General features: G+C 65.4%; 12 protein-coding genes. 1 reads left to right on the plus strand and 11 read right to left on the minus strand.

Going from position 1 to position 13,226, the window contains the following annotated elements; all coding sequences use genetic code 11:
* Positions 1 to 249: 249 nt before the first annotated feature.
* The 9 genes from dtd to hutC form a co-directional block, all read right to left on the minus strand.
* Positions 250 to 687 (minus strand): D-aminoacyl-tRNA deacylase, encoded by a 438-nt coding sequence (dtd, locus tag PSEEN_RS23540; RefSeq protein ID WP_011536082.1) that lies wholly within the window; start codon positions 685 to 687, stop codon positions 250 to 252.
* Positions 684 to 1,655: a prolyl aminopeptidase gene (pip, locus tag PSEEN_RS23545; protein WP_011536083.1), complete on the minus strand. Its 972-nt coding sequence runs from the start codon at positions 1,653 to 1,655 to the stop codon at positions 684 to 686. The genes dtd and pip overlap by 4 nt, the downstream gene beginning before the upstream one ends.
* A gap of 496 nt (positions 1,656 to 2,151) precedes the next feature.
* A complete protein-coding gene (hutG, locus tag PSEEN_RS23550; RefSeq protein WP_011536084.1) occupies positions 2,152 to 2,967 on the minus strand; it encodes an N-formylglutamate deformylase in 816 nt (271 codons plus the stop codon).
* A gap of 10 nt (positions 2,968 to 2,977) precedes the next feature.
* The gene (hutI, locus tag PSEEN_RS23555; RefSeq protein WP_011536085.1) at positions 2,978 to 4,183 is read right to left on the minus strand and encodes an imidazolonepropionase; all 1,206 of its coding nucleotides are present in this window, start codon (positions 4,181 to 4,183) and stop codon (positions 2,978 to 2,980) included.
* Between the two features lie 19 nt (positions 4,184 to 4,202).
* Positions 4,203 to 5,606 (minus strand): amino acid permease, encoded by a 1,404-nt coding sequence (locus PSEEN_RS23560; RefSeq protein WP_011536086.1) that lies wholly within the window; start codon positions 5,604 to 5,606, stop codon positions 4,203 to 4,205.
* A gap of 105 nt (positions 5,607 to 5,711) precedes the next feature.
* Entirely contained in the window at positions 5,712 to 7,244 is a 1,533-nt protein-coding gene (gene hutH, locus PSEEN_RS23565) for a histidine ammonia-lyase (RefSeq protein ID WP_011536087.1), read from the minus strand.
* 88 nt (positions 7,245 to 7,332) lie between these two features.
* Positions 7,333 to 9,006 (minus strand): urocanate hydratase, encoded by a 1,674-nt coding sequence (gene hutU, locus PSEEN_RS23570; protein WP_011536088.1) that lies wholly within the window; start codon positions 9,004 to 9,006, stop codon positions 7,333 to 7,335.
* A 249-nt stretch (positions 9,007 to 9,255) separates the two neighbouring features.
* Positions 9,256 to 9,828 carry a HutD/Ves family protein gene (locus tag PSEEN_RS23575; RefSeq protein ID WP_011536089.1) on the minus strand — a complete coding sequence of 191 codons (573 nt, stop codon included), beginning with the start codon at positions 9,826 to 9,828 and terminating at the stop codon, positions 9,256 to 9,258.
* A complete protein-coding gene (hutC, locus tag PSEEN_RS23580; RefSeq protein ID WP_162042970.1) occupies positions 9,825 to 10,535 on the minus strand; it encodes a histidine utilization repressor in 711 nt (236 codons plus the stop codon). The genes PSEEN_RS23575 and hutC overlap by 4 nt, the downstream gene beginning before the upstream one ends.
* A 145-nt stretch (positions 10,536 to 10,680) precedes the next feature.
* Here hutC and PSEEN_RS23585 point away from each other — a divergent pair, with 145 nt between their 5' ends.
* Positions 10,681 to 12,045, plus strand: a complete 1,365-nt coding sequence (locus PSEEN_RS23585) for a formimidoylglutamate deiminase (RefSeq protein ID WP_011536091.1) — start codon at positions 10,681 to 10,683, stop codon at positions 12,043 to 12,045.
* 161 nt (positions 12,046 to 12,206) lie between these two features.
* Here PSEEN_RS23585 and PSEEN_RS23590 read toward each other — a convergent pair whose 3' ends face one another.
* Together PSEEN_RS23590 and bamE are read right to left on the minus strand one after the other, a co-directional pair.
* Positions 12,207 to 12,779 (minus strand): lipocalin family protein, encoded by a 573-nt coding sequence (locus PSEEN_RS23590; RefSeq protein ID WP_044488521.1) that lies wholly within the window; start codon positions 12,777 to 12,779, stop codon positions 12,207 to 12,209.
* A complete protein-coding gene (bamE, locus tag PSEEN_RS23595) occupies positions 12,776 to 13,030 on the minus strand; it encodes an outer membrane protein assembly factor BamE domain-containing protein (protein ID WP_011536093.1) in 255 nt (84 codons plus the stop codon). Before bamE ends, PSEEN_RS23590 begins: the two co-directional genes overlap by 4 nt.
* Positions 13,031 to 13,226: the final 196 nt, after the last annotated feature.

The following is a 13,226-nucleotide window of genomic DNA, read 5'->3' on the forward strand; positions in this document are numbered from 1 at the left end:
GAAAACAGATCATGAAACCAACGGCCAGCGACCAATGCCGGGTTGGCGAGCACTGTTCGGACCCCGTGAGGGCGTAATGATTCCCCAAACGGATCCTGACAATGCTCGAGTCAAAGTGAAACGAACCTGCGAACGCAGGTTCATGCAGCGCGCGATTATCCAGCAGGACGCGTTACAACGCATCAGGCTGGACAAACTATTTATCGTACAAAACCCCTTGTTTTTCGACAAACAAAGGGTTTTTTGACCTCATATTTGTAACATAAATGTTACCGGGCCATCATTGACCAGATGCACCTGCATGTCTGCACCGAAGCGACCGCTGGCCACATCCGGGTGCTGGCCCTGCGCTCGCTGCAGCAGATAGTCGAACAGCTCGGCGCCGAGGGCCGGCGGTGCTGCCGTCGAGAAGCTCGGGCGCATGCCATTGCGGGTGTCGGCGGCCAGGGTGAACTGCGACACCAGCAGCAGGCCACCGCCGATGTCCTTGAGCGAGCGGTTCATCTTGCCCTGCTCGTCGCTGAACACCCGGTAGTTCAGCAGCTTGTGCAACAGTTTGTCGGCATGCTCGGGCGTATCTTCAGGCTCGACCGCCACCAGCGCCAGCAACCCGTTGTCGATGGCGCCGACGATCTCCCCCGCCACTTCCACCCGCGCGCCGCGTACGCGCTGGATCAACCCCTTCATGCTTCTTCCAGAGGCAGGTCGAGCAGGCGCCGAGCCATCTGGTCGGCAGCGCGCACCAGGGCGTCGGTGATGCCGGGCTCGGAGGCGGCGTGGCCAGCGTCGCGGATGACCTTCAATTCACTGTTCGGCCAGGCCTGATGCAGTTCCCAGGCGTTGTCCAGCGGGCAGATCACGTCGTAGCGACCATGCACGATCACTGCGGGCAGGTGGGCGATCTTCGGCATGTCGCGGATCAGCTGATCCTGCTCCAGGAAGGCGTTGTTGGTGAAGTAGTGGCATTCGATGCGGGCGATCGACAGGGCGCGTTGCGGCTCGGAGAAGCGGTCGACCACCAGCGGGTTCGGGCGCAGGGTGGCGGTACGGCCCTCCCACGTGGACCAGGCCTTGGCGGCGTGCATCTGGGCAATCTGGTCGTTGCCGGTCAGGCGCTTGTGGAAGGCCTTGACCAGGTCACCGCGCTCTTCCGGCGGGATCGGCGCGATGTAGTCCTGCCAGTAGTCGGGGAACAGGCGGCTGGCGCCTTCCTGGTAGAACCAGCTGATTTCCTGCGGGCGGCACAGGAAGATGCCACGCAGGATCAGGCCATGCACGCGCTCGGGGTGGGTCTGGGCGTAGGCCAGGGCCAGGGTGGAGCCCCACGAGCCACCGAACAGCACCCATTTTTCGATGCCCAGGTGCTCGCGAATGCGCTCCAGGTCCTCGACCAGGTGCCAGGTGGTGTTGTTCTCCAGGCTCGCGTGGGGCGTGGAGCGGCCACAACCGCGCTGGTCGAAGGTGATGATGCGGTACAGATTGGGGTCGAAGTAGCAACGGCTTTGCGCGTCGCAGCCGGCGCCCGGGCCGCCGTGGATGAACACCACGGGCAGACCTTCCGGCGAGCCGCTTTCATCGACATACAGCACATGCGGCGCTTCCACGGCCAGATCGTGCCGGGCGTAGGGTTTGATCTGCGGGTAGAGGGTCTGCATTGCGCACTCCGTGTGAGGTTTTTATCTGCCGTTGGGCATCATAAACCTGAATCGCGCGAAGAGCATGTGTCCGTGTGAATCGTCGGGGTTTTGGGCTTGCTGGCGATGGGAAGCACGGGTGGAGGGCATGGTTTGAGATTGCATCAGGGCTGGCAGGTGTGCGACGAGGACTCTTCAGCGCCCTCGAGATCGAGCGCCGCCCGCGCGGCGCATCGCGGATGAATCCGCTCCTACGTTTGTTTCGGGCCAGTTATGCCTGAAAGAACACCGGGACCGCCTTGTTTGTACGGCGCGCGTTTTTTCGGCTGGTGCTACCGCCGCCCCGCCCGACTCAAACCATGCGCCAAAGCTGGCAACCATGGCCTTGCAGGTGCGGCACGTTGCAACCGATGTAGGAGCGGATTCATCCGCGATGCGCCGCGCGGGCGGCGCTCGATCTCATAGGCGCCACAAACCCTGCGGCGAACACCTGTAAGCCCTGACGCGGCCGAACGCCCTACCCTCGCGAACCACCCCGGTACCGCTCCTCGCCCCACGCCAGCACAGTCTCCAACAAGCGCTTGAGCACCACCTGCGTTGGCTGTGCCAAATCTTCGCGATAGCCGAACGGCTCCACCTCATTCATGTAGGTGCACTGCCCCAGCTCCAGTTGCACCGCATGGATCTGGTTGGCCGGATCACCGTAATGACGGGTGATATGCCCACCCTTGAAACGCCCGTTGAGCACATGGCTGTAAGCCGGGAACTCGGCGCAAACACCCAGCAACCGCTCGGCCAGCTGCGGATCGCAACTTGCACCATTGAAAGTGCCCAGGTTGAAGTCCGGCAGCTTGCCGTCGAACAGGTGCGGGATCAGCGAGCGGATCGAGTGGGCATCCCACAACAACGCATAGCCGAACTCGTCGCGCAGGCGGTCCAGTTCACGACGAATCGTGTCGTGGTATGGCCGCCAGATCCCCTCCAGGTACGTTGCCCGTTCGTCGGCGGTCGGCACCTGGCCATCCTTGAACAACGGCTCGCCGTCAAACAAGGTCGCCGGGTACAAACCAGTGGTGGCGCCGACATAGAGCGGCTTGTCGTCATCCGGCCGGTTGAGATCGATGACGAACCGCGAGTACTCCGCCGCCACCACACTGGCACCCAGTTCACGGGCAAAGTCGTAAAGGCGCGGAATGTGCCAGTCGGTGTCCGGCAGGCTGCGTGCCGGCTCGACCAGCCCGTCGCGCACGGCGGCAGTCAGGTTCAACCCAGCGTGAGGCATGCTGATCAGCAGGGGCAGGCGGCCCTGGTGGAAAATCAAAACCTTGTCCATGTCGCCTCGCTCAATTGGATATTTCGTGGCCCAGGCGCACCACGCGCTTGGGCAGGTCGCCGCCGAGCCAGTAGCTGAGGTCGGCCGGGCGCTCGATCCGCCAGGCGACGAAGTCCGCCACCTTGCCCACTTCCAGCGAACCATGGCTGTGGCCCAGCCCCAGCGCGGTGGCGGCGTGCAGGGTGACACCCGCCAGGGCCTCTTCCGGGGTCATGCGGAAGCAGGTGCAGCCCATGTTCAGCATCAGGCGCAGCGACAGCCCTGGCGAGGTGCCGGGGTTGAGGTCGCTGGCCAGGGCAATCTTCACCCCATGGCGGCGCAAGGCATCCATCGGCGGCAGCTGGGTTTCACGCAGGAAGTAGAACGCACCCGGCAGCAGCACGGCGACCGTGCCGGCCTTGGCCATGGCGATGGCGTCCTCTTCGGTCATGAACTCCAGGTGGTCGGCCGACAGCGCCTGGTAGCGTGCCGCCAGGCTCGAACCGTGCAGCGACGACAACTGCTCGGCGTGCAGCTTGACCGGCAGCCCCAGCCCGCGCGCCTTGATGAACAGGCGCTCGACCTGGGCTGGCGAGAACGCCAGGTGTTCGCAGAAGGCATCCACCGCGTCCACCAGGCCCTCGGCGGCCAGTGCCGGGAGCATCTGCTCGCAGATATGGTCGATGTAGTCGTCCGCCCTGCCCGTGTATTCCGGTGGCAGGGCGTGGGCGGCCAGGCAGGTGCTGCGCACGGTCACTGGCAACTCCTCGCCCAGGCGCCGGGCAACGCGCAGCATCTTGCGTTCGTTCTCCAGATCCAGGCCGTAGCCGGACTTGATCTCGATCGTGGTCACGCCGTCGCGCATCAGCGCCTGGACCCGCTGGCGGGCACTGGCCAGCAGCGCGTCTTCGCTGGCCGCGCGGGTGGCCCGCACGGTGCTGGCGATGCCGCCACCCTGGGCGGCGATCTCGGCATAGCTGACGCCCTGCAGGCGCTGCTCGAACTCGCCGCTGCGATTGCCACCGAACACCGCGTGGGTGTGGCAGTCGATCAGCCCGGGCGTGACCCAGGCGCCGCCCAGGTCGACGACACGGTCGGCCGTGACCGGCGGCACGTCACCGCGGGGGCCGATCCACTCGATCAGCCCGGCGCTGGTGACGATCGCCGCGTCCTCGATGACCGAGTAACGGCCCTCGGTCATGGTCGCTGCGTGGCAGTGCTGCCAGAGGGTTCTCATCAGGATCTCCTTGTAAGCTTCAACGGTGCGCCTCGACAGGCTCCCGGGCCGGCTCGCCACGGCCCGCGCGCGGCTTGCACCACAGCAGGTAGGACGCCACCAGGAATACCACCCAGATCACGCCGACGATCAACGCTGCCTGGGTGTCGGGGAAGTAGCCGAGCACACCGAAGATGAACACCATGAAGGCGATGGCCATGGCCGGGCCATAGGGCCAGAACGGTACCGGGAACTTGAGTTGGGCAACCTCTTCGCGGCTCATGCTGCGGCGCATGGCCACCTGGGTAACCAGGATCATCAGCCACACCCACACCGTAGCGAAGGTGGCGATGGAGGCGATCAGCAGGAACACGTTCTCCGGGATCAGGTAGTTGAGCAGCACGCCGACCAGCAGCGCCGCGCCCATCACCACCACCGTCATCCACGGCACGCCGTGTTTCGACAGCTTGCCAAAGCCACGCGGCGCCTGGCCGTGCTGGGCCAGGCCGTACATCATGCGGCCGGCACCGAAGATGTCGCTGTTGATCGCCGAGATGGCCGCCGAAATCACCACGATATTGAGCACGGCCGCGGCGGAGCCGATGCCCAGGTTGCTGAAGATCTGCACGAACGGGCTGCCCTGGCTGCCGATCTGTGGCCAGGGGTACAGGCACATCAGCACGAACAGGGTGAGCACATAGAACAGCAGGATGCGCAGCGGCACGGCGTTGATCGCCTTGGGGATCACGCGCTGCGGGTCTTTCGCTTCACCGGCGGTGACGCCGATGATCTCGATGCCGCCGAAGGCGAACATCACCACCGCGAACGAAGCGATCAAGCCACTGAGACCATTGGGCATGAAGCCGCCATGCTCGAACAGGTTGCTTACCCCGACCGCGTGCCCGGTATTCACCTGGCTGAAGCCGAAGGCCATGATGCCGAGGCCGGCGAGGATCATCGCGACGATGGCGCCGACCTTGAGTAGCGACAGCCAGAACTCCATCTCACCGAACACCCGCACGTTGCACAGGTTCAGGCCGCCGATCAGGAAGACGATGCCCAGCACCCAGATCCAGCGGGCGACCTCGGGGAACCAGAAGCCCATGTAGATACCGAAGGCCGTCACGTCGGCGATGGCGACGATGACCATCTCGAAGGCGTAGGTCCAGCCGAGGATGAAGCCGGCCAAGGGGCCGAGGTAGGTGCTGGCGTAGTGGCCGAAGGAGCCGGCCACCGGGTTGTGCACGGCCATCTCGCCGAGGGCGCGCATCACCATGAATACTGCCGCACCACCGATCAGGTAGGCCAGCAGCACGGCCGGGCCGGCCATCTGGATGGCCGAGGCGGAGCCGTAGAACAGCCCGGTACCGATTGCCGAACCGAGCGCCATGAAACGGATATGCCGGGCCGATAGCCCGCGCTTGAGACCTTGAGCTTGTTGCATGTCACGTCCTTATTGTTGTTCTGGTCGTGAGTATGAGGGCCGTTCGCCGGCAAGCCGGCTCCTACAGAGAACCCCGTAGGAGCCGGCTTGCCGGCGAATGCGGTATCACAGGCTAGGCAGGACCCCAGCCGGAAGCAGGCCAGTCAAGGTGCCGTTGGCCAGCAGCGTGGAGGCCGCCTCGATGTCCGGCGCGAAGAAACGGTCGCGGTCATAGTGCGGCACTTCGCGGCGCAGCGCCTGGCGCGCCTGCTCCAGCTTGGCCGAAGTCTTCAGCCCCTTGCGCAGGTCCAGGCCCTGGCAAGCGCCCAGCCATTCGATGGCCAGCACGCCCCGGGTGTTCTCGGCCATTTCCCACAGACGCTTGCCGGCGGCCGGGGCCATCGACACGTGGTCTTCCTGGTTGGCCGAGGTCGGCAGGCTGTCGACACTGTGCGGGTGCGACAGCGCCTTGTTCTCGCTGGCCAGGGCGGCGGCGGTGACCTGGGCGATCATGAAGCCGGAGTTGACCCCACCGTTCTCCACCAGGAACGGTGGCAGCTGGGACATGTGCTTGTCCATCATCAGCGAGATGCGGCGTTCGCTCAGCGAGCCGATCTCGGCAATGGCCAGCGCGATGTTGTCAGCGGCCATGGCCACGGGTTCGGCGTGGAAGTTGCCACCGGAAATCACGTCACCCTCGGCGGCGAACACCAGCGGGTTGTCCGATACGGCGTTGGCTTCGATGCCCAGCACCTCGGCGGCCTGGCGGATCTGGGTCAGGCAGGCGCCCATGACCTGTGGCTGGCAGCGCAGGGAGTACGGATCCTGGACCTTGTCGCAGTTCTTGTGCGACAGCGACACTTCGCTGGAGTCACCCAGCAGGTCGCGGAAGCAGGCGGCGGTGTCGATCTGGCCGCGCTGGCCACGCACTTCGTGGATACGCGCATCGAACGGCGAGCGCGAACCCAGCGCCGCCTCGACGCTCAGGCCGCCACAGGCGATGGCCGCGGCGTACAGGTCTTCGGCCTGGAACAGGCCACGCAGGGCGTAGGCGGTGGATGCCTGGGTGCCGTTGAGCAGGGCCAGGCCCTCTTTGGCGGCCAGGGTCAGTGGCTCCAGGCCGGCAACGGCCAGGGCTTCGGTGGCCGACAGCCATTGGCCCTTGTAGCGAGCCTTGCCCTCGCCCAGCAGCACCAGCGACATGTGTGCCAGCGGCGCCAGGTCGCCGGAGGCGCCGACCGAGCCTTTGAGCGGGATGTGCGGGTAGACTTCGGCGTTGACCAGGGCGATCAGCGCGTCGATCACTTTGCGACGGATGCCGGAGAAGCCACGGCTGAGGCTGTTGATCTTGAGCACCATGATCAGGCGCACCAGGCTGTCGTCCAGCGGCGCGCCGATACCGGCGGCGTGGGACAGCACCAGTGAGCGTTGCAGGTTCTCGAGGTCATGGCTGGCGATGCGGGTCGAGGCCAGCAGGCCGAAACCGGTGTTGATGCCGTAGGCGGTACGGTCTTCGGCGATGATCTGCTCGACGCAGGCAACGCTGGCGTCGATGGCGGGCGCGGCGCTGGCATCCAGCTGCAGGCGCACAGGCGCGGCATGGATGGCACGCAGTTGGGCCAGGGTCAGGGTGCCGGGCTTGAGGGTCAGTTCGGTCACGTTGCTACTCCAATCGCGTGGGGCCTATCAAGGCCCCTTCTTGTTGTTCAAGTATCACCCCTGCGGGGGGCGATCCAAAGCGCGGCGATCAGCCGGTGATCATTGGCAGGTCCAGGCCCTGCTCCTTGGCGCAGTCGATAGCGATCTGGTAACCGGCATCGGCGTGGCGCATCACGCCGGTCCCTGGGTCGTTGGTCAGTACGCGGGCGATGCGCTCGGCGGCTTCGTCGGTACCGTCACAGACGATGACCATGCCCGAGTGCTGGGAGAAGCCCATGCCCACGCCACCGCCGTGGTGCAGCGAAACCCAGGTGGCGCCGCCCGCGGTGTTGAGCAGGGCGTTGAGCAGCGGCCAGTCGGAGACCGCGTCGGAGCCGTCGCGCATGGCTTCGGTTTCGCGGTTGGGGCTGGACACCGAGCCCGAGTCCAGGTGGTCACGGCCGATCACGACCGGCGCCGACAGCTCGCCGCTGCGCACCATTTCGTTGAACGCCAGGCCCAGCTTGGCGCGCAGGCCCAGGCCGACCCAGCAGATACGCGCCGGCAGGCCCTGGAAGCTGATGCGCTCGCGGGCCATGTCCAGCCAGCGGTGCAGGTGGGCGTCGTCCGGGATCAGTTCCTTGACCTTGGCGTCGGTCTTGTAGATGTCTTCTGCGTCGCCCGACAGCGCGGCCCAGCGGAACGGGCCGACACCGCGGCAGAACAGCGGGCGGATGTACGCCGGCACGAAGCCCGGGAAGTCGAAGGCGTTGGCCACGCCCTCTTCCTTGGCCATCTGGCGGATGTTGTTGCCGTAGTCGAAGGTCGGGATGCCCTGCTTCTGGAAGTCGAGCATGGCTTTGACGTGCACGGCCATCGATTGCTTGGCGGCCTTGACCACGGCAGCCGGGTCGGTCTGGGCGCGGTCACGGTACTGCTCCCAGGTCCAGCCGGCCGGCAGGTAGCCGTTGAGCGGGTCGTGGGCGCTGGTCTGGTCGGTGACCATATCCGGGCGCACGCCACGCTTGACCAGCTCCGGCAGGATCTCGGCGGCGTTGCCGTGCAGGGCGATGGAGATGGCCTTGCCTTCGGCAGTGTACTTGGCGATGCGCGCCAGGGCGTCGTCCAGGTCAGTGGCCTGTTCGTCGACGTAGCGGGTTTCCAGGCGGAAATCGATGCGGCTCTGCTGGCACTCGATGTTCAGCGAGCAGGCGCCAGCGAGGGTCGCGGCCAGAGGCTGGGCACCGCCCATGCCACCCAGGCCCGCGGTCAGTACCCACTTGCCTTTCAGGCTGCCGTTGTAGTGCTGGCGGCCGGCCTCGACGAAGGTTTCGTAGGTGCCCTGGACGATGCCCTGGCTGCCGATGTAGATCCAGCTGCCGGCGGTCATCTGGCCGTACATGGCCAGGCCCTTGGCGTCCAGCTCGTTGAAGTGTTCCCAGTTGGCCCAGTGCGGCACCAGGTTGGAGTTGGCGATCAGCACGCGCGGGGCGTTGCTGTGGGTCTTGAACACGCCGACCGGCTTGCCCGACTGCACCAGCAGGGTTTCGTCATCTTCCAGGCGGGTCAGGGTCTCGACGATCTTGTCGTAGCACTCCCAGTTGCGCGCGGCGCGGCCGATGCCGCCGTACACCACCAGCTCTTTGGGGTTCTCGGCGACCTGCGGGTCGAGGTTGTTCATCAGCATGCGCAGCGGGGCTTCGGTCAGCCAGCTCTTGGCGGTCAGCTTGTTGCCACGCGGGGCGCGGATTTCTACGTCACGGTATTTGTTGTTGTCAGTCACGGGAAAGGTCCTCTGCGGTCATCCGACGGCATGTGTGTGTCGTGGTGACTATACAAACACATCTTTACTTGTATGTACAAGCATAGGCAACCAAAAAAGGCCGACCGTTCCTCGGATGAAAACGAAAAGGGGCCGCTGCGCGACCCTTTCGCGGCACAAGGCCGCTCCTACAGGATTGCGCATGACCTGTAGGAGCGGCCTTGTGCCGCGAAAGGGCTGCGCAGCAGCCCCATTTCAAAGATTACGAATTCAGCGAGCCATCAGCTCGATCAGGCAGAACCGCCCCTGCACGTCCAGTTCCAGCAACCCTTCGTTGCCATCGATCCGCAGGCAGTCATACCGCCCAAGCTCCTGCGTGCCCTGCCCGGCCAGCGCCACCTCGACATGATTGCCGGCGGCGAACAGCAACACCGTCGACGCCGAACTGAACAACCGGCTGCTGCCATCCAGCCACTGCAAGCGCGCCCGATACCGCTGCGGCGCATAGATCAGGTTGAAATCACGGATCGCCCCGCCCAGCAGCTTGCAGCTGACCTGGCTCTCGCCACTGAAGGCGAACGCATCGAACGGCAGCAGCGGCCGACTGGCCTGGCCATCGACCAGCAGGCGCATGCCATCGCCCTGCAGCACGGTGATGATCCGCTGGTACCCGGCGAAGGTGGAAAAACCACCGGACTCCTCGATGTCGGCAATCGACAGCCGCCAGCCGAAACCGTCCAGGCTGTCGCCAGCGTCACGGGTGATCTCTTCGGTGAAACCACCACCGTTCTTCCAGGGCATGCGCGGGTAGTCGTGGGCGCGCAACAGCTGCAGCTGGCTCATTTGCTGAATCGTCCTTCAAGGCGATGACGGGAACCGGGGTGGATCAGGCGCGCGGCGGTCACCGGCTGGCGGCCCGACCAGGTGCGGCGGCGGATCAGCAGGCAGGGCTCGCCCCGCTCGATCTGCAACAGCTTGCATTCTTCAGGCTCGGCGAGGATGGCCTCGACCACGTGCTCGCCTTCGGTGAGCGGCGCGACCTGCGACAGGTAGGCGTAGGGCGTCTGCCGGGTGAAGTCCTGCTTGAGGTAGTCCGGGGCGATGGCCGCGTTGACGTAGCGGTCCTCGATCTGCACCGGCACGCCGTTCTCGTAATGCACGATCAGCGAGTGGAACACCCGCTGGCCTTCGCGCATGTCCAGGGCCAGGGCGCGCTCGGAGCCGGCGGCTTCCTCGGCGAGCTTGATCACCTGGCAGCTATGCTGGTGGCCACGGCCGGCGATCTCGTCGGCGATGTTGTTGACCTCGAACAGCGCCGAGCGGGTCTTGGGCTCGGCGACGAAGGTGCCGACGCCCTGCATGCGCACCAGCAGGCCCTCGGCGGTCAGCTCGCGCAGTGCGCGGTTGATGGTCATGCGGCTGAAACCCAGCTCGTTGACCAGCTCGCTCTCGGAAGGCACCCGATGATGAGGCGGCCAGCTGCCGCTCTCGATCTGCTGGATGATCATCTGTTTCACCCGGGCGTAGAGCGGCGCCGGCCCTTCGCCCATCTGGGCAACCAGCGCGGAGACAGGAAGTGTCGGCACGGCGTTGAGTCCTTGTACGGTTGGAGTGAACGGTAGCTTGCCGGAGTTTACCCGGCAGGCAAACGGCTGTATATGTATATACAAGTTGAACAATAACAGGATTTCACCGATGCCAGCCTATTTCGCCGAACGCGCCCTGCTCCCCACGGGCTGGGCCCGCAATGTCCGCCTGGAGGTCGCCGCCGATGGCCGGCTGGCCGCGATCATGGCCGATGCCGACGCCGAGGGCGCCGAGCGCCTGGCCGGCCCGTTGCTGCCGGGCATGCCCAACCTGCACTCGCACGCGTTCCAACGGGCCATGGCGGGGCTGGCGGAAGTGGCCGGCAACCCCAACGACAGTTTCTGGACCTGGCGCGACCTCATGTATCGCCTGGTCGGGCGCATCACCCCGGAGCAGTTGCAGGTCATCGCCCGCCAGCTCTATATCGAGATGCTCAAGGCCGGCTACACCTCGGTGGCGGAATTCCACTACGTACACCATGACCAGGCCGGCCAGCGCTACGCCGACCCGGCCGAGCTGTCACGGCGCATCAGCGCCGCCGCGGCGGCCAGCGGCATCGGCCTGACCTTGCTGCCGGTGCTTTACAGCCATTCGGGCTTTGGCGGGCAGGCGCCCAATGAGGGGCAGCGCCGCTTCATCAACTCGACCGAACAGTACCTGCAACTGCAGCACCAGCTTGCCCCGCTGCTGGCGCAACAGCCGGCGCAGCAACTGGGTTTGTGCTTCCACTCCTTGCGCGCCGTCACCCCAGGGCAGATCGCCGATGTGCTGGGTGCCAGCGACAAGGCTTGCCCGATCCATATCCACATCGCCGAGCAGCAGAAGGAAGTCGACGACTGCCTGGCCTGGAGCGGCCTTCGCCCACTGCAATGGCTGTACGAGCATGTCGAGGTGGATGAGCGCTGGTGCCTGGTGCATGCCACCCATGCCGAAGCCGACGAAGTCGCCGCCATGGCCCGCAGTGGTGCGGTGGCCGGGCTGTGCCTGACCACCGAGGCCAACCTCGGCGATGGCATCTTCCCGGCCGTGGATTTCCTGGCCCAGAACGGGCGGATGGGGATCGGCTCGGACAGCCACGTGTCGCTGAGCGTGGTCGAGGAACTGCGCTGGTTGGAATACGGCCAGCGCCTGCGCGACCAACGGCGCAACCGGCTGTATCGCGCGGACCAGCCGATGGTCGGGCGGACCTTGTACGACGCCGCGCTGGTGGGCGGCGCGCAGGCGCTGGGGCAGCCGATCGGTGAACTGGCGGTGGGCAAGCGAGCGGACTGGCTGGTGCTGGATGGGCAAGACCCGTACCTGGCGGTGGCCGATGGCGATGCCATCCTCAATCGCTGGCTGTTCGCCGGTGGCGACCGTCAGGTGCGCGATGTGATGGTCAACGGCCAGTGGGTGGTGCGCCAGGGGCGGCATGAGCAGGAAGAGGCGAGCGCGGTGGCGTTTGTCGAGGTACTGCGTCAGTTGCTGGCCTGAAGCGCCGGCGCTGTGGGAGCGGCCTTGTGTCGCGAAAGGGCCGCAAAGCGGCCCCAGCAACATCTGCATCGACATCGACATCCCGGGGGCGCTGTGCGCCCCTTTCGCGACACAAGGCCGTTCCCACAGGGGGCGTGGCTATCTCTAAATATTGAGCCGTCTCAATGCCGGGCGACGATATCCTTGTCCGGCGTGCGCCAGATCAACCGGCTGGTGTCGAAGCCCTGCTGCCGCGCCCTGGCAAGCAGGTTCTCCCGCTCCCAGGCCGGCAGCGAAGGCGTGCGCGAAAGTATCCACAGGTACTTGCGGTCCGGGCTGCCGACGATCGCCGTGCGATAGCGATCATCCACGTAGAGGATCCAGTAGGCGCCCTTGGCCACGCCAGGCACCAGCCGGGTGAACCAGTTATCGAACTCCACCCACAGCTTGTCGGTGTGCCCCGGCTGCTGCGGCGTAGCATGCCCTTCTGCGCGCAGCCACTCATCGCCCATCGTGCGGCAACGGTTGAGCACGCCCACGCTGCCGTCCGGCTTGAGGTTGTAGTGGGCCTCGGACTGGGCGCAGCCGTCCTGGTACTTCATCGGCAGGCGCGCCAGCTCGAACCATTTGCCCTGGTAACGCTTCAGATCGACCGCACCTGCGGTCTTCGGTGCCAGCGGGTCGGTGGCCGAGGTGGCGCAGCCACCGAGCAGCATCACCAGGCAAACCCCCAACAGCAGGTGCAGGCGCCTCATTTGAGCCCCTGACCGGAATACATCAGGACCTTGTCGGCAGCGTACTGCACGCTGATGAAGCTCTTCTCGTCACCCCAGGTGCAACTGCTCATGCCCAGCGCGCCGGAACACTCTTTCGGTGTGCCGAGCAGCTGCTCGACCTCAGCCTTGTTCATGCCGGCCTTGAGCTTGGAATAGTTTTCCTGGTTGATCTTGCTGCAAGCGGTCAGGACGACGCACAAGGACAACAGGGCGAGGGAACGCAACGACATGAAGGGACACTCCTGGAGATAGGTACACAGGTACGAGGGCCTGCAGGGAGCTTAGAAGGGAAAATGGCTGCTCGGTTCCCTGCCCGTCGAGGTTTCGTTGTGCGCCGTTGGTCGCCTGGTGCGCAAACGATTAATGTTTTATCCCGGCGTACCGACACAGAGCCGTGGTGTGGCCTTTTGCCGCACCCGCCCCTCC

It is taken from the genome of Pseudomonas entomophila L48 (assembly GCF_000026105.1).
GTDB lineage: Bacteria > Pseudomonadota > Gammaproteobacteria > Pseudomonadales > Pseudomonadaceae > Aquipseudomonas > Aquipseudomonas entomophila.